The sequence below is a fragment of the Rhodopirellula baltica SH 1 genome (assembly GCF_000196115.1).
Lineage (GTDB): Bacteria > Planctomycetota > Planctomycetia > Pirellulales > Pirellulaceae > Rhodopirellula > Rhodopirellula baltica.
Genome location: NC_005027.1, coordinates 5,572,991 through 5,589,590 on the forward strand (window position 1 = coordinate 5,572,991; position 16,600 = coordinate 5,589,590).

Annotated in this window: 11 protein-coding genes; 4 read left to right on the forward strand and 7 right to left on the reverse strand. The window is 54.9% G+C overall.

Going from position 1 to position 16,600, the window contains the following annotated elements; genetic code table 11:
- Positions 1-2: 2 nt before the first annotated feature.
- Both RB_RS21300 and RB_RS21305 read right to left on the reverse strand, forming a co-directional pair.
- Positions 3-1,412 carry a proton-conducting transporter transmembrane domain-containing protein gene (locus RB_RS21300; RefSeq protein WP_011122712.1) on the reverse strand — a complete coding sequence of 470 codons (1,410 nt, stop codon included), beginning with the start codon at positions 1,410-1,412 and terminating at the stop codon, positions 3-5.
- A complete protein-coding gene (locus RB_RS21305; RefSeq protein ID WP_011122713.1) occupies positions 1,409-4,630 on the reverse strand; it encodes a DUF2309 domain-containing protein in 3,222 nt (1,073 codons plus the stop codon). The genes RB_RS21300 and RB_RS21305 overlap by 4 nt, the downstream gene beginning before the upstream one ends.
- Before the next feature lie 290 nt (positions 4,631-4,920).
- Here RB_RS21305 and RB_RS21310 point away from each other — a divergent pair, with 290 nt between their 5' ends.
- The 4 genes from RB_RS21310 (at position 4,921) to RB_RS21330 (ending at position 10,020) form a co-directional block, all read left to right on the forward strand.
- Positions 4,921-6,300 carry a two-component system sensor histidine kinase NtrB gene (locus RB_RS21310; RefSeq protein ID WP_011122715.1) on the forward strand — a complete coding sequence of 460 codons (1,380 nt, stop codon included), beginning with the start codon at positions 4,921-4,923 and terminating at the stop codon, positions 6,298-6,300.
- Positions 6,297-7,664 (forward strand): sigma-54-dependent transcriptional regulator, encoded by a 1,368-nt coding sequence (locus RB_RS21315; RefSeq protein WP_011122716.1) that lies wholly within the window; start codon positions 6,297-6,299, stop codon positions 7,662-7,664. Before RB_RS21310 ends, RB_RS21315 begins: the two co-directional genes overlap by 4 nt.
- Positions 7,665-7,911: 247 nt before the next feature.
- Positions 7,912-9,609, forward strand: a complete 1,698-nt coding sequence (locus tag RB_RS21325; RefSeq protein WP_164922321.1) for a SulP family inorganic anion transporter — start codon at positions 7,912-7,914, stop codon at positions 9,607-9,609.
- A gap of 27 nt (positions 9,610-9,636) precedes the next feature.
- Positions 9,637-10,020 (forward strand): translation initiation factor, encoded by a 384-nt coding sequence (locus RB_RS21330; protein ID WP_007326321.1) that lies wholly within the window; start codon positions 9,637-9,639, stop codon positions 10,018-10,020.
- Here RB_RS21330 and RB_RS21335 read toward each other — a convergent pair.
- Genes RB_RS21335 through RB_RS21355 form a run of 5 tightly spaced genes read right to left on the reverse strand, consistent with a single transcriptional unit; the run spans position 10,002 to position 16,577 of the window.
- Positions 10,002-10,685 (reverse strand): class I SAM-dependent methyltransferase, encoded by a 684-nt coding sequence (locus RB_RS21335; protein ID WP_007334317.1) that lies wholly within the window; start codon positions 10,683-10,685, stop codon positions 10,002-10,004. The two genes, RB_RS21330 and RB_RS21335, sit on opposite strands and share 19 nt — an antisense overlap.
- A 6-nt stretch (positions 10,686-10,691) precedes the next feature.
- Positions 10,692-11,945 carry a protein kinase domain-containing protein gene (locus RB_RS21340; protein WP_007334318.1) on the reverse strand — a complete coding sequence of 418 codons (1,254 nt, stop codon included), beginning with the start codon at positions 11,943-11,945 and terminating at the stop codon, positions 10,692-10,694.
- Positions 11,942-14,524 carry a hybrid sensor histidine kinase/response regulator gene (locus RB_RS21345; RefSeq protein ID WP_007334319.1) on the reverse strand — a complete coding sequence of 861 codons (2,583 nt, stop codon included), beginning with the start codon at positions 14,522-14,524 and terminating at the stop codon, positions 11,942-11,944. The genes RB_RS21340 and RB_RS21345 overlap by 4 nt, the downstream gene beginning before the upstream one ends.
- Positions 14,525-14,527: 3 nt before the next feature.
- The gene (locus RB_RS21350; RefSeq protein ID WP_011122719.1) at positions 14,528-14,902 is read right to left on the reverse strand and encodes a hypothetical protein; all 375 of its coding nucleotides are present in this window, start codon (positions 14,900-14,902) and stop codon (positions 14,528-14,530) included.
- A gap of 13 nt (positions 14,903-14,915) precedes the next feature.
- Positions 14,916-16,577: a serine/threonine-protein kinase gene (locus RB_RS21355; protein ID WP_007328290.1), complete on the reverse strand. Its 1,662-nt coding sequence runs from the start codon at positions 16,575-16,577 to the stop codon at positions 14,916-14,918.
- Positions 16,578-16,600: the final 23 nt, after the last annotated feature.

Genomic DNA, 16,600 nt, shown 5'->3' on the forward strand with positions numbered 1-16,600 from the left:
CCCTATGCGGCGGTGGAGATGTCTTGTGGCGTGTTGTCGTCAAAACCAGACTCATCGGTTTCGACGTTGGAATCAGGTTCCCGCGAGAGAAAACGAGTGATCCGTTCTTCCGTTCGATTGCAGGCGAGGAAGAAACCCACGAATGGTCCCGCAATCCAACGATCCAGGGCAATGTCCATGAAGCCTCGGTCAAACCCGAATCGATAACACCAACGTTGGACTGGTTTTGGCAACCAGCCCACACCTGACCAAGGTTGTTGCTGCAAGCGAGAACCAATTTTATTCTCGAGGTCGTTGTAGTCTCGAAGCAGGGTTGGAGCCCTGAGCAACTGCATCGTTCGCAATGTCGCATGCCCCATGATGTGAATGAGCGCGAGGTAACGCAGGCCCAATCCGATTTCGACGACGATGATTCCGACCTGAGTCAGAGACGCATACGCGAGCGACGTTTTTACATCGGTTTGCACCCGAGACATCAAGGCGCCTCCGATGGCCGAAATGACGCCGAGTGAGAGGACCATCACTTGCAATGCGAGTGAAGCTTCCAACAAGGGGCTGAGACGAAGCAACAAATAGGCACCCAAATGAACCGACAAAGCCCCGTAGAAGATTGCACTCGACGGAGTTGGCCCTTCCATCGCGCGCGGCAACCAACCGCTGAATGGAAAGAGTGCCGATTTCCCTGCTGCACCGATCAGCAACAACGTGCCCACCAAGAGTGCCTGGGATGAAGTCACTGCCGCGGTTCCTTCCGGCCAGATTCCTGAGTTCATCAGACCGCCGAAATCGCCTTCGCCGACCATGTGATGCATCGTGATCGCGGCAATCAACAAAGCGGCATCCGAGAGCCGATAGATCGTCCAAACGCGTTGTCCATTTCGAACCGGATTTTCGCGTTCGTGGAAATAGGCGATCAGCAAGGCAGACGACAATCCCACCATTTCCCATCCAACAAACAATGTTTCAATGGTGCCCGCCAGCGAAGACAGGACCATCCCGCAGTAGAAGATCGCGTAGAACAAAAAGAACCGAGCAAAGCCTTGTTCGCGATGCAAGTATCGCCGCGTGAACTCTCCGACGACGCCGCATAGCACACACGAGAGCATCAAGAACGGAATGCTCAGTCGATCGAAGGTGAACTTCAAATGAAAGTGAAAGGCTTGTTCCGGAATCGTCACCCAATTCCCAAATTCGATCGGAACGTTTCGGATTCCCGTCGCCAACATCGCGATCAAAATCGCAATCGCAGGAATGAGAGCAAGCAACACCGATGTTTGCGTGAGCCGAACCGTCGCTGTTTCGCTGAGCGGGCGATTGAAAAGCAAGGTCAACCCCATCACCGCCAGCAGCAACACGGGGCTGGCAACCACGGCGGTGCCCAGCACATGAAAGAAAATGTCCAGTGTGTTCATACCAAAACCTCCGATGTGTTCGCGTCGGACTCGGATGAACTCACAGGCGTTTTGATCTCAGATTCTTGAATGGTCGCAAACCCGAGGTGGTCACGTTGGCCTCTGTACCAATGCATCGAGGACTGGACCGTTGGGATCTCACGATCGGTGACCACGTGCGGTTCAAAATGTCCGTCGATGTATCTCTGGATGGTGTAGGTCGACGGATCGAGGATGGCGAGCTGAACCCAGTTGCCTTCGACCATTCGCCGGATGCCTTCGTTTTCGGAAATGATCTTTTTAAGCATCTCTGGAGTGGTTTCGATGACAAACAAAATTCGCATCGGTTCGTGAATCTCAACCATTTGCTGTGAGAGACCCGGTCGCAGATCGCTGGCCGCACCTGTCATGACGCCGACCATGGACGCCACATTGTGCGGCAACTTCGATCCACACCCGTAACCTTCAACGTCCACCGTCGAGAAGTAGTATTCCAAGCTGATGCCACCGCAAACCGGAATCGCAGCTTGCAAGATGCGAGTGAGAATGTGTCCGTTTTCGTCATCCACCGTCGGGTCGTATTCGGTCACGAATGCTCTGCGATCCATGAACAAACCTCGCGACCAGTCACGTCGACCCACCGTGACCAATGCGTTGGTCGCGTGGTTGTATTCCGGTCGCGCTTGCGACAAATCTTCTGCGCGTTCCTCAACATGTTCGAGAGCTTCCTGAGGCGTCAAATCCAATGGAGCCGACTCAAATCGGCGGGCTCGTTCGTGAGCGTTGCGGGCTCGCGTTTCGATGACATCCGATTCAATTCGTCGGAACAGCTCACGAAGTGACCGCGGCAAGAGATCCAAATCGTAGTAGTCGACGTCGTCATTGCAGGTGTTGTGATAGGCCCCGACAAAGCGAACTTCATCGGGCAGTTCGATCCCCTGTTCGGCAACGCGGCGGCGCACCCGAGGGTCGTTGGCCATCACAGCGAATGCTCTCGCGTTGGGGCCACCACGACCTCCACTGCAGGCACCACAGTTGTAAGCGGATTCGTGCGGGTTGTTCAGGCTGCCGCTGCCATGACCAAAGAACACGATGATGGGTGGGAAGGCATCGACCATGCCGATGTCTTGCAATATGCGGACGACAATTTGGGACATCTCATCGAGGCTGTAACCCATCGACGCCGGATCGGAACCAGGGGCATCGGCCAGTCGTTCGAGATGCAGCTCAGTTGCTGGCGGACGAACCAAGCTTCCCATCGATTCGCGAATCTGCGATGTCAAACGAGGTGCCAAGATGCGAGCGACCATCGGCACCGTCGCGATGGCACCAAACAAACCAGTGACCCAGCCGCCAATCAACGTCCGTGAGTTTTGATGAACTTGGTGAGCGAACCAACCCAGCCGTCGTCGCCGAACAGCACGTCGTTCACCGGCGGCCATCGAAGAAAACAACGGTTCTTCGCGGACGTAGTGTTGTGGTTTTACGATCGCCGGACAAAGAGGGCGGAAGCTTGCGTGATCGGCACCCTGGTAGTACATCGCCACGGCAAAGAAGCCGGCTGCCGATGCGGTGCGGCAATCCGGAGCGACCTCTTCTAGATGCCGCCGGAATGATTCTTCGCGGTCGTCGATGCAGAAAATCGCAGCGTAAGCTGGACGTCGTCGCGAATTTGTCGCGAGCTCACGTCGGCGACGAGAGTGAATTGAAATCGCATCGAGCGCCTGGTTGGCGTAATGGCGTTCGTAGGCGGCATGCAACAACCGGCGGCGATCCAATGACGCGAATGATTCGATTTCGGTTATCAAGCATCGCCATTGAGCGGACGACATGTTCAGCATCTGCTCGGGAGTCCAGCCTCCCAATTGAGCCAGCTGAAATACCGTGTGGGTGCGGGAACGCACGGAGGACGCGGACCGGACGTCCGCCGATTTCAACGCCAGTCGAAGGATCTCGCTCGCGGTTCCGACGTTGAACTTGGCTTTGCCGAAGTGCTCAATGGCGTGCGCGAGCAAAATCAAACGGATGGCCAAGTACTCGTTGAGAGATCCCTCGGGGATTGGATTCGCTAAGAATGGACCGTTTGTTTCCATCTGCCAAATCATTCCTGCCCAACCTCTCAGCGAGAGCAGACACTCGGACAGAAAACCTTCGCACTCATTGTTCGAAATACCCATTCGTTCCAGCGACTGTTCAATGCTCTGGATGGCATCCCAATCCGGCGACTGGACTTCACGTAGCGACGCGTCGACATGTTTCATCCAGTCCGCACGGATCGCCCACCGACCCAAGTACAAATCGGCGAACGCTTTGGCGAAGCCGTTTTCCCGCTCGGGCAGCTTCCAATCCGCGAACCCCTGGTCGAGGAAGCAGCCACAAAAACGAATCAGGACGTCATCAATCTTCGTCTTCAGATCAATGCCAAGTTCACCCCGCATCAATCGATGGAGCGAATCATTGCTTGCCGTATTGGGTGTTTGAACCTCTGCTTTCTCAACGCCCTGTTGGCAAGTCTCCCACAACGCGTGCAAGGTGAAGGATTCCCATTGCTGATCATTCCAGCGATGGATTTGGGATTCACCGGCCGCTTTTAAACGATCCTGCAGTGGAGCAGGTAGCGGAGATGCCGGATTCGACGATGTGGTGTCCGTGGTGATCGGTTCCAGATGTCGCATCACCCAACCACGTGTTTGGGTGATTGTTTTTTCGCGATAGGGCGCGGGAACTTCCTCTCGAAAGCGTTTCAACAATTCGCTCTCGGCCAAGACCCAACTGAGTCCTGATTCGGGCATGGGTTGCAGTTCGGTCTGCAACATTGACAAACGCAGCGTGTAGCGAGTCCCAAATGTCGCCACCAATTTGTCGGCGTCATCCTGCAAGTCAGCCATCAAGACTTCGCGAAGATCCTCGCGGCTAATACGACCTCGCAAAAGCTCTTGGTGGTAGCGTTCCTCGCTGAGATAGGGTTCGCAACCAAATCGTCGTCCACCCTCGATCACTGCTTTCTCGAAAGGCAGATCTTCGAAAGCGTGCAGGGTGTTGTGGTGGACAAATACTGAGATAGGGCCCTGCGCAGGCAAGAAGTGACGTGCGTGTTCGATTGCTTGCAGGACGTTTGTGGCTTGATGTGAAGTGTTTGGTTGAGTGTCCTTGTGAAGGGCGGGAAGCGGTGATTTGAGACGGGTTGGCTGATTGTTGACTGGTGAGTGGTTTTGGCTCGACGTGTTGCCAGAGCTCATTGAGCTTTGTAAGTCAGTTTCAGTTCATATGGGAAACAGCGAGTTCTGCGGTTGCGTCCAAGAAAACAGAAGGTCGTTGGGAAAGCACGTGTTGTGCCAAGGACGGTTCTGGGTGAAAACGAGTGCGACTGGCGAGCTTAAACGGCGTTAAAAACGAAGTTTTCTGTTCGCTCACTCCATTTCGCTCGCGTTAGATTCTTCCCGAGGTTGTGCAGAATGTTGCACAAAATGTGTGCAAAGCATTGCACGCTGGCCGCGAATGAACATGACCCTTCAACCACGCAATCTCGATGTTTGACAATCACGATGGCCCCAGCGTCAGGGGATTCGCAGCGGTGCTGGCACTGCTGAGTCTGACGGCATTCGCGGTCACCGCGTCCATGTTGTACCACGTGCATCATGAACAAGAAATTTTCGCCAAACTGACCCAGCATTTGCCAAAGAGCGATCTCGAGGCGGCTCGCGAACTGTCAGGCGAACTGAGTCTACAAGGCGGATTGTTGGTTCTGTTGGGGCTCAACACGATCGGCACCGCGATTGCTTTCGCTTGGGTCGTGCGAGGTTACCTGACCAGTGAACGGACTTTGGAAGACGTCAAAGTTTATTCAGCGGACGTGCTGGCCAGCATGGATGCCGGAGTGATCACCACCGATCGCAACGGACGGATGACCAGTATCAACCCGAGTGGAAAGCAGCTGGTCAGTTGCGACGAAGATCATCTGGGACGAACGCTCGAGTCGCTGGGGAAGCTGCACTCACTGCTCGTCGAGATTCGCGAAGACGTCGCGACCTATCATCACCCGATTCGCGACCGTGATTACAACCTCGACAATCAAGGCCATCGTCAAACGCTGCGAGCCGGATGCACTCTGTTGAGGAATCGCAGAGGTGAGGAAATCGGCACCGTCCTGCACGTGCGTGACGTGTCGGAGCGGGCTTTGATGGAAGAACGTCTCCGCCGAATGGAACGTTACATGGGGTTGGGGTCACTCGCGGCAGGTTTGCAGCACGAGATCAAGAATCCGCTCAGTGCCCTGTCCCTGCATATCCAGTTGCTTTGCGAACGATTGGAAACGACCACGCAGGACGCGGAAGTCGACGAACTGCTAGACGTTTTGCACACGGAGATCCGCCGTATCAACGACGTCTTGGACGGGTTCCGCAACTACGCCTCCACCAACCAAGTCGGTCGAACTTCCGTGGACGTGGCGATTTTGATTGAACGATTGGTGCGTTTGCTGCGTCCGCAGGCTGAGCAGCAATCGGTGAAGCTGGACGTGCAGCTACCCGCTGAAATGGTGGGACTGATTGAGGGCGATTCCGTCGGTCTCGAACAAGTCCTGCTGAACTTGGCGCTAAACGGAATGGCAGCGATGACTGATGGAGGCAAGCTCACCTTCCGGCTCAGTCGCCAGGACGAGTTCGTTCGGATCGATGTGCGGGACGACGGCATCGGTATTCCCGAAGAAATTCGGTCCCAAATTTTTGACCCTTACTTCACGACTCGCAACAACGGCACTGGCATGGGGCTGGCTTTGTGTGACAAGATCGTTCGTCAGCACGATGGTAGCATCGATTTTCGGGTGATTGAGAACTCCAATCCCGACTCCGACCATTCCGTATTGGGTACCGAGTTCACGGTCCTCCTTCCACTGAGTCAATCAGCATGAACCGCAGCGAATTTTCGGTACTGATCGTCGATGATGAACCCAACATTCGTTCGGGGCTTCAGAAGGGGTTGGTCAATGAAGCGGATCGAATCGAAACCGCAGCCGACGCTGAACAAGGTTTGGCAACGTTTGAAACAGGTGTTTACCAATTGGTGATCGCCGACGTTCGGCTGGGTGGTGGCATGGACGGGATCGAATTGCTGGGGCGAATTCGGCATATCGATCCGGAGGTCGCCGTCATCGTCATCACCGCCCACGGCACAGTTGAAACCGCCGTCGATGCGATGCGTGCCGGCGCGTTTGATTTCATCTCCAAACCGCTCGATTTGAATTTGGTTCGGCAACAGGTTCGGAAAGCCCGAGAGCACCGAGAGCTGCGTCAAGAAAACCAGTCTTTGCGAACTCGATTGGCCGACGCCGGTGAGTTGTCAAACATCATCGGTCAGTGTGCCGCGATGCAGGACGTATTTCATCAAATCCGACAGGTCGCCGCGACCGAAGCCACGGTGATGATCCAGGGCGAGAGCGGTTCGGGCAAAGAACTGGTGGCGCGAGCGTTGCATGATTTGAGCGACCGAAGCGGTGGACCATTCGTGGCGGTCAATCTGGGCGCGATGCCCGAGACACTTCTTGAGAGCGAGTTGTTTGGCCACGAAAAAGGATCATTCAGCGGCGCTTCGCGGCAAAAGCCAGGCTGTTTCGAGCAAGCGACCGGTGGGACTTTGTTTCTCGACGAAGTGACGGAGATGTCAGCGAAAAGCCAAGTGGATTTGCTGAGGGTGTTGGAGTCACGTCGCTTCACGCGTGTCGGCGGAGAGAAGTTGCTGGAAACGGACGTGCGAGTGGTTTCCGCCACCAACAAATCGGTGCCCGAGTTGATTCAAGACGGTTCCTTTCGCGAGGATCTTTACTACCGACTGAATGTCATTCCGATCGAAGTGCCGTCGCTTCGTCAGCGTCGCGATGACATCCCTTTGTTGATCGAACACTTCCTTCAACATTTCTGTTCGCGTCATGGTCGCCCGATGAAGCAGATTGCTCCGGATGCCATGCGTGTGCTGGTTGGTGCCCAGTGGCCGGGGAACGTCCGGCAGCTTCGCAATTTGGTCGAGCGATTGGTGGTGACTCACACCGGCGACGTGATAGACTCAAACGAACTGCCCACCGATTTGCAGCCGGCCATGACGGACCGAGGGGTCAAGACGCAGCCGGCCTCGCTCAGCGAAGCGGTCGAAAACTGCGAACGTGAGATGATCTCGACCATTCTGGCCGAATGCGATTTTCATCGAGAAAACACGGCCAAGCGGCTCGGTGTCAGCGTCCGGACACTCCACTACAAAATGGGTCGCTACGGTCTGCACTGAATCGTGCAATTCTTTGCAGGTTTCACGCAATCGTTTGCACGTCCACGTCACGGATGGGCAGCCGAAGCGGCAACTCTCTGCGTTTTCCAAAAAAATGAAATAGGTTTCGCCGCGGAAAACGCGGGCAAAACGAGCGGTCCGTCCCCGGTCATGCCCGATGCCAAGTCGGGTTGGTACGGTGCCTGCAATTGAGTGCGTCGGCCTCTGCAATGGCAGAGGTTTTCACTCAATTCGCGATGCCGACTTCATGATGAATGCACCTTCGGATTCTTCGACCGCCAGCATGGACACCCCACCCCGCGGTGACATCAGCGGGTTCAAGCGATTTCTGAAAGACGATTTGATCGCCGGCGGTTTGGTGTTTTTGATCGCCCTGCCATTGTGCTTGGGGATCTCACTCGCCTCCGGGTTCCCCGCGATTGCCGGTGTATTCACCGCGATCGTTGGTTCCATTCTGACGACCTTTTTGAGCAACAGCGAGCTCACCATCAAAGGTCCCGCGGCTGGGATGATCGTGATCGTACTGGGTGCCGTGAATAGCTTTGGCTATACCGCCGGAGTGGATCCCGTCGCAGACATGCAGGCGTACAAAATGGCGCTCGCCGTCGGTGTTGTGGCCGGTTTGGTTCAGATCGCATTCGGCTTGCTACGAGCTGGCATTCTTGGTGACTTCTTCCCGACGGCAGCCGTCCACGGAATGCTGGCGGCGATTGGCGTCATCATCATGGTCAAACAACTGCCCATCGTTGTCGGCCAGTCCGCCAGCGGCGAACCGCTTGAAATCTTGCAAGAGCTACCGCACCTCTTGATGAATGCGAATCCCGAGATCGCATTGATTGGCGGTGTGTCACTGCTGATCCTGTTCGGGTTGGCATTTCTGAAAAGTCGTACCAGCGACGGCTTCATCAACAAGATCCCTGGTCCGTTGGTGGTTCTGTTGGTTGCAATCCCGATGGGAATGGCGATGAATCTGAGCAGCGACCACACCTACACTCTGATGGGAAAAGAATTCACGGTCGGCGAAAGCGACTTAGTGACTGTGCCTTTCAACCTGTTTGGTGCGATCACGTTTCCTGATTTTGGTGTTTTCCTCAACAGCGAAACACTTCCCGCTGCTCTGGGCTGGGTGCTGATGTTTGCGTTGATTGGTTCACTGGAATCGTTGCTCAGCGCTAAAGCGGTCGACATGTTGGATCCCCACAAACGAAAAACGAATCTGGACCGAGACCTTTGGGCGGTTGGTGTTGGAAACATGGCGGCGTCGTTGATCGGCGGCCTTCCCATGATCTCAGAGATCGTGCGGAGCAAAGCCAACATTGACAATCAAGCCAAGACTCGATTCGCGAATATGTGGCACGGAGTCTTCTTATTGGGATTCGTCGCTTTGTTGCCTGGTTTGATCCACAACATTCCGCGAGCGGCGTTGGCCGCGATGTTGGTCTTCACCGGCTTTCGTTTGGCATCGCCCAGTGAATTCCGAAGTGTGTACCGCGTTGGCCGCGAACAATTGATCATTTTCGCGACGACATTGGTTGCCGTCCTCGCCACGGATCTGTTGATCGGAATTGCGATCGGTATTGCGACCAAGTTTGCCATTCACATGATCAATGGAGTTCCTTTGCGATCGTTGTTTGTGCCGACGTTGCAATTCGATGAAACGTCCGAAACGGAAGTCAATGTTCACGCAGGCGATTCGGCTGTGTTCAGCAACTGGATCGGTTTTCGGCGTCAGGTTGTCGAAAAGAGTCTCAAACAAGGCAAGAACTGCACCGTCGATTTCAGTGACGTTCACTTGATCGATCACAGTGTGATGGAAAAATTGCACGAACTCGAAGGCGAATTCGCTCGTGAAGGGATTGAATTGAACGTCGTTGGGATGGATCATCACCAACCGTTCTCACGACACCCGATGGCTGCTCGAAAGCGATCTTTCGTGAGTCATTGATTCGATCCTTTTGCCCCCTTCGACGTCATGACGCGTCTCTTCGCAGGAACACCGTTTGATATTCCTCCGACCTGCGATTTGTGCGGTCAGAAGGAATCCGAGTGCAAATGCACGCCCCAGCAAAAGGCTGAAGCTGAGGCTCAACAGCAACGGGAAGCCGACCGATTGCCGCCGGAAAAACAGACCGCACGTGTTCGATTGGATCGACGTAAAGGTGGCCGAACCGTCACGCTGGTCGAAGGTTTGACGTCCCGGGCGAATGATTTACCCGAATTGCTCGGAAAGCTGCAATCTGCATGCGGTGCGGGTGGGACGGTGAAGAAGGCGGACGACTTCATCGAACTGCAGGGCGACCACGTGGAACGAGTGCGGCAGAAACTTGCCGAGATCGGCTATCGACTCAGGAAGTGATCCGAAGATAGAAGTCGGCGGATGGTTTCCACCCTCGCACGACTCGTTTGGGTGAGATTTTGTTTTGATTGCAGATAGCGTTGTTCCTCCGCCAATCGCTGCAACAACCGTTCGTCCTTTCGCAACAGAAACCACGGCCCAAACATCAATCCCATGGACTCATCCAAGCCGACCTCATTTAGCTTCTGATAGACCGGATCGTGTGGTGGTCCAAACCGCGAAAAAACCAACACTTCGAAGCGCCGTTTGGTGCCGGTGCACTTTTCGTCCGTTAGCCAATAGCCGTTGTCTCTTGCCCATTGCCGGACCGAGGCGATCGCTTGGTTGGGTTGTAAAACGAGCTGTTTGGGCAGTCGGTTCGGATGCTCACTGAGAATGCGAACAATCGATTGACCGCCCATGCCACAAATGCTCAGTGAATCAATCTCATTTTCCTCGATGACGTCCATCCCCTCGCCGAGTCGAACTTCCGCGTTGAGTCGTTCCAACGTGGCGGAGGAATTCCGATACGGTTGCAGTTTGTTCTCCACCGCGATGCCTCGCTCGATTCGGTCGGCTGACAGCAGAGCGGCGAGCAGATGCCCATGATCCGATCCAATGTCGGCGTGGATCTTTCCTCGGATTTCTGCCGCAACCAGTTTGAGGCGGGCATCAAGTCGAGGCATGGCAGATCAAAGAGTTTGCGTTCGCAACGCAGCACGATCGTTGAGGAAATCTCGAAGCTCTTGAGCCAATTGGCCCGCGGACTGGGGGCGTTCCTCGGGATCGTCGGACAGACATCGAGACAGGATGGATTCGAGTTTCGGGTTGAACTTGGGATTGATTTCGGTCGCCGGTCGCGGATCGGTGTTCGCAATCGCATCGATCGTTTCTTCGCGGCTCAGCGACAGTGCACCGTGCGGGTGCTCTCGAAGCAGAAACAGATAAAGCATCGTTGCGACTGCGTAAAGGTCCGATCGATGATCGACGCTATTTGCGTCACCGCGGGCTTGTTCCGGTGACATGTAAAGTGGTGTACCCAGGACAGCGCCATCGTGGGTGCTGTTTGCCGACACTGGTGATTTGGTTCGGAACATGGATTTGCTCAATCCAAAATCAACCAACTTGGGTTGTTCGTCGGGACCCACCATGATGTTGGATGGTTTGACGTCTCGATGGATCACACCATGATCGTGCGCGTGTTGCAATGCATCGCAAACCATCGCCATCATCTCGATGATGCGAGTCGCACGGGGAGATTCCCGAGCGATGTAATTCGCCAAAGACTCGCCATCGATCAATTCCATCGCGTAGTAAGCAAGGTCGCGTTCTAGATGGCTCGCATAGATGGTTGCGATTCCCGGATGATCCATTTTTCGCATCACCTGAATTTCGCGAGCGAACCGTTCGAAGACCAAATCGGTTGCCAGGTCCGCGCGAATGATCTTGATCGCTGCCGGTTTGCCCGAGGCACGATGCATGCCTTTCCACACGGTCGCAAAGGCTCCTCGTCCGATCAGATGATCAATGTCGAAGCCTTCGATTTGAGGTTTCGTCCACTTCATCGGTGGAACGGCTTCGACAATCCGCCTCGCGGCGGTCAGGCGGCTCTTTAAAAGCGGCGCGACAATTGGTTTTGTTAAATAGTCGTCGGCGCCCGCGTCCAAACCCTGAATCATGTCTTCGTCGCGATCGCGACTGGTGAGCAGAATGATATAGGTGAATGGGTTTTCGGGATCCTGTTTGATCCGGCGGCAGATTTCGACTCCCTCCATCCCCGGCATCAACCAATCGAGCAACGCCAACCGAGGCGGGTCGTCGGACTGAAGAAGCTCATAAGCCTCGTTCCCATCCGAAGCCAGCTCGATCCGGTAGCCCCAGTTTTCGACAGCCGCCGAAATCAGGTTTCGCCAAACTGGATTGTCGTCAGCGATCAGCAATTTCATAGTGTTTCGTTTCCGGGGTTTTCTCTTCCGGATGAAGAACGCAGAAACTTCTTCAGTTCAGTTTGGGCCAAATCGAAGGCACTAGCGAGTGCTTTCATCTGATTGTTGAAAAAATGCGAGGACTTCTCTTGAGACGTTTCCCCAGAAGAAAAGGTTTCCAACCTGTCAGCGATTTCTTGAGCCCGCGTCGCACCGATTGCCGAAGCGGTTCCTTTTAACGTGTGTGCGGCTCGTGCAATTTGAGTTGAATCGCCCACTTCGATGGCTTGTTGAAGCCTTTGCATTTGTGGTGGCAATTCATCCGTGATGGTTTGGACCAACATGGCGAGCACCTGCAAATCACCGCCAACATTGTGAAGGATCACCTCGCGGTTCAATGGTTCGGCCGACGGTTCGTCAACATTGGTTGAAGGTGACTTTTCGATTGATTGAGGCGAAGAAACCAAGTCATCTTGGTTATCGGTATGAGTGGCGAACGATTCGATTGTTTCAAACAAAACCTCCGGCGGATAGGGCTTTGTAAGGCAATCATTCATCCCCGCGTCCAAGCATCGTTGTCGGTCTTCACGCATTGCATGGGCGGTCAATGCGACAATGGGAACCTCGCTGGCCGGAGCAGGCAAGTCGTTTCGAATGATCTGAGTCGCCGTCAAACCGTCAATTTCAGGCATTTGCACGTCCATCAGAACCAGGTCGAATGAATGCAATCGGAGTTGTTCGATTGCGTCTTTCGCATTGGAAACGGATGTCACACGATGACCTCTCGAACGCAGCATGGTTTCCGCGACGGTGCGGTTGATGGCACCGTCTTCAACTAGCAATAGTTCACGCGGTTGGTCGCACTGACCAAATGACTTGGTGGACGTCTCGAGCGGCTGTGTCTTCGCAATCTCGTGAGGCTCCACCCCATTGGTTGTCCGCAACGGGATGTCGAAGCGAAAGCTGCTGCCTTCGTTTGGAACACTGCTGACCTGCAGACGTCCACCCATCAACTCCACCAATTGCGAACTGATTGATAAACCCAATCCGGTTCCGCCGAACCGTCGCGTCGTGGATGAGTCGCCTTGAGTGAATGCCTCAAAGATCTTGGCCTGCTGTTGCTGCGTCATGCCGATACCGGTGTCGGTGATCGTGAATGCGATGCGAGATCCTTTTGAATCCGATGTGTCCAACGTCGTCGCGTCTCGCGTTTCGTTCTCGACGGTTACAGTGACTCGACCCTGTTCGGTGAACTTCAGAGCGTTTCCGACCAGATTGATCAGGACCTGACGGAGTCGTGTGGGGTCACCGACAATGATTTCGGGGACTCCGACGGGCGGTTGGAATTGCAGATCAACCTCTTCGTTCTTGAGATTCACGACGGCGTGCATCGTTTGGCTGAGAAGATCCTTCAACTCAAACGGAACCGATTCCAACGTCATCTGTCCTGAATCGACCTTCGAGAAATCGAGGATGTCGTTCAGTACGGTGAGCAGACCTTTTGCCGATGTCTGAATCATATACATGTAGTGCCGTTGTTGCTCATCGAGCGAACTGCGGGTCATCAGTTCGGCGGTTCCCAAAATGCCGTGCATGGGCGTTCGGATTTCGTGGCTCATGTTGGCCAGGAATTGATTCTTGATAATGGCTGCTTGCCGAGCTTGCGCGGCGGCCTGGGTTGCCAAATCACGCTGGTCTTGCAACAGAGCGTGGCTGCGCTGTTGGGCAACGATTCCAGCCTTCAGCATTCCAATGCTGGTGACTGCACCCAAAAACAGAGTGATGAGTGCGGCAATGATTCCCATCGCACCGAGCCGGGTCAGGATGATCGAATGGATGTAGTTTTCGGCGGGGAAATCGACTCCGACCAACGCCTCAACCTTCCCATCGGCATCAAATAGAGGCGCGTAAGCGGAAACCCATTTCCCCCATCGGTCTCGACTGGGTTGATTGGCGAAAGTTGTCACTCCGCGGAAAGCTTGTTCGATTTGCTCGACGCTGCTGTCAGAAAAAATCTCGCCGATCTCAGTGCGACTTTCTCGAACGCCTTCAATCCTTCCATCGCCGCTATAGTCGGTCTCTGAGTCGACGATGATTTTGTAGAGATGTCCGTTGTTGTTTTCGCGATCGGGCAACGGACGGGTGGACAAATCTAACTCTGTGACCCGCCGCATGGTGTAGATGTCGGTGACTTGTGGATTGACCGACAACCAACGTTTCTGAGCCTCAATCATGCGAAGGTATTGCGGATCATCCGGCGATGTTTGCTCGTCGATGTTCGCATGCCCAAGCTGTTGCAACTCGGCCGCATAGGTTGGTGCGATTCCGAAAACTTGTTGTCGCATTCGCGATCGCTGGACACGGTCGGCGGTTTCGACCGCTATGAAACCACCGATCAGCAACAAGACGAGAATGCAGAATGACAACCTCGTTCGCAAGCCGGATCCAATCGCTTCGGGAGAGGTGGATGTTTCCGGGTGCGTCGTGGAAGGCGGCGGCATTGCCCGTCGGACGCGCGAAAGGATGGAGGAGTGCCCGACTAAGAACACGATGGTGAACAAAGCGTAGTCGATGCGATATTCGTACCACGCTTGCCACATTGGTCAGTTGCCCTGCGTGGGAGCGAGTGTGTGTAGCACCAGCATGCCGACTCCGACGAAGAGTGCGATCGTGTAGATCAGCACCACAATTGACCAGAGGACTCGTTGCCAAGCAGAGAAGTTTGGGTTTCGCCACAACAGCGGTATCCCGAAGGCACCAGTCACAAAAAACAAGACTGTCAATGTTGCCACGGGACGATTCGACCACTGGGCCGCATCGTCGTCATTGGTGCCTTTCAAGTACGCCGGTGCAACCGTTCCTGGCTGAATGACGATCGAACGGTGAACACGATCGGAGACGCCATGCGTTTGTTCCGCTGACGAGTCAACGCCTTCGTTCGGCGGGGGGAGTTCCAGGTTCGCTTCGGCGGAAGTCATCCAGACGATCTCGCTAAGGAAGTTTGTCGACGGCGGCACCGGCAGATGTTTCCGCTAATCGACTTTGTGCGGTGGCAACGAGCGGTTCGACAGCCGCATTGGACCCATACAGTTCTTCGATGCTGTACCAGATCTTCCGCGCCGCGATGGTTCGCCCTTCGACGAACATACGGTCGGCTTCTTTCAGCCGGTCCGTGATGATCCGGGCGGCTTCGGTTTGGTTGGTGTCCGCCTGTGAGATCTGCGCAATGCGGTTGCGGGCGAGATTGACCAATGGTTTGTATTGTTCTTCGTCTCCGAGCACCGTGATCATCGATTGGTATTTGTCGACTGCGGTGGCATTGTCTCCGAACGTTTCATACCGCATGGCCTCGGCAACCAGGCGTTCGGCTTCGTTCTGGAGAGGCAAGTTGCGATTCATCTTGACCGTCAAAGCATGCTCAGCCTCGACCATTCGCACGCGGTCAATTTGTTCGGCCGCCCATTCGGAGTGTTCTCCATCCGGGAATTGAGCCAACATTGGTTCCAGGTAACTGATGCGAGCTTGCGACATCGACGAGCGTGTGTCTTGTGCTAGCAGCTCCTCCGCTTCGTTTCGCATCTTTGATTCGTTCATTGGCCAAGCGACCCATACCAGTATGCCGATCAACAAAGCCAGGATGGGTAGCAGCACCAATGCTTGATCGTGCCACGGTGTGGCATCCGGAATCGAATCAACCTCCGCTTCGATTTCCTTTCGACCCAGCAGCTTGCGGGCTTCTTTCCGATCCGCATCGTCCGTCACTGACAACGGACTGAAACCACTCGAGGCATGCTCGGCGACACCACTGCGAGACATGGAACGTTTGCGGACTTCGGCTAGCTGGAGCTTGACCGCGGCAGCCGACACCGGGCGTTGTCCGGGATCTTTGTTGAGCAACTGCATCACCAATCGATCCATCCACACGGGGCATTCCATCACGGTGGAAGCCACGGAAGTTGGCGACTGATACTTCAGGTTACTGGTGACTTCTTGAACGGTGGAACCGGTGATCGGCGGGGCACCTGTGAGTGCTTCGTATAGCAACGCACCGAACAGATAGAGGTCGGTGCGGGCGGTCACCGGATCGTTTGGCGTGGGGGCCTCCGGAGCCGACCGCATCATTTGGCCGATCGATGGTGGACGCGAAACGTGGTACGGACCGCTTCGAAAGGGAGGCGTTCCGTCAACGTCGCGAACATCGATCAAGACCGGACTCAGCCCAGCGATGATGACTTTATCAGGGGTGATTCTTCCGTGAACGATGTCGCGGTCGTGCAGATACATCAACGCATCGATCAGCGGTTCCGCGAGTTCTAGAACCGATTCCCAAGGCAATCGACCTCGACGCTGGATCTCTTCGGCCAAAGTGGATCCTTCGACCAACTCATGAGCCAGGTAGGCTTCTGACTCTTCAAAGCCGCCGCCGTAGCATTTGACGATCGCTGGATGATCAAGCCGTTTGAGGCGATCCCATTCTTCCGCGAAAGCCTGTCGCGATTCTTGCGTTCCGCCAAATGGCATTTGGAAGACGCGAACGGCCACCGCTTTTCGCATTTTGATGTGCACAGCACGCCAAACACGCGCGTCCCTCGCCGACGGATCGGGACCCAGCGGGGATTCAATGGCGAGCGGACCGAGACGACTGCGAGGCATGAGGCAATGAAAGAAAACGGAAT

What these genes read in the sequence shown, in the direction of transcription:
- RB_RS21300 (WP_011122712.1), bottom strand. Translation starts at nt 1,412, where the DNA reads ATGAACACACTGGACATTTTCTTTCATGTGCTGGGCACCGCCGTGGTT.
- RB_RS21305 (WP_011122713.1), bottom strand. Translation starts at nt 4,630, where the DNA reads ATGAGCTCTGGCAACACGTCGAGCCAAAACCACTCACCAGTCAACAAT.
- RB_RS21310 (WP_011122715.1), top strand. Translation starts at nt 4,921, where the DNA reads ATGTTTGACAATCACGATGGCCCCAGCGTCAGGGGATTCGCAGCGGTG.
- RB_RS21315 (WP_011122716.1), top strand. Translation starts at nt 6,297, where the DNA reads ATGAACCGCAGCGAATTTTCGGTACTGATCGTCGATGATGAACCCAAC.
- RB_RS21325 (WP_164922321.1), top strand. Translation starts at nt 7,912, where the DNA reads ATGATGAATGCACCTTCGGATTCTTCGACCGCCAGCATGGACACCCCA.
- RB_RS21330 (WP_007326321.1), top strand. Translation starts at nt 9,637, where the DNA reads ATGACGCGTCTCTTCGCAGGAACACCGTTTGATATTCCTCCGACCTGC.
- RB_RS21335 (WP_007334317.1), bottom strand. Translation starts at nt 10,685, where the DNA reads ATGCCTCGACTTGATGCCCGCCTCAAACTGGTTGCGGCAGAAATCCGA.
- RB_RS21340 (WP_007334318.1), bottom strand. Translation starts at nt 11,945, where the DNA reads ATGAAATTGCTGATCGCTGACGACAATCCAGTTTGGCGAAACCTGATT.
- RB_RS21345 (WP_007334319.1), bottom strand. Translation starts at nt 14,524, where the DNA reads ATGTGGCAAGCGTGGTACGAATATCGCATCGACTACGCTTTGTTCACC.
- RB_RS21350 (WP_011122719.1), bottom strand. Translation starts at nt 14,902, where the DNA reads ATGACTTCCGCCGAAGCGAACCTGGAACTCCCCCCGCCGAACGAAGGC.
- RB_RS21355 (WP_007328290.1), bottom strand. Translation starts at nt 16,577, where the DNA reads ATGCCTCGCAGTCGTCTCGGTCCGCTCGCCATTGAATCCCCGCTGGGT.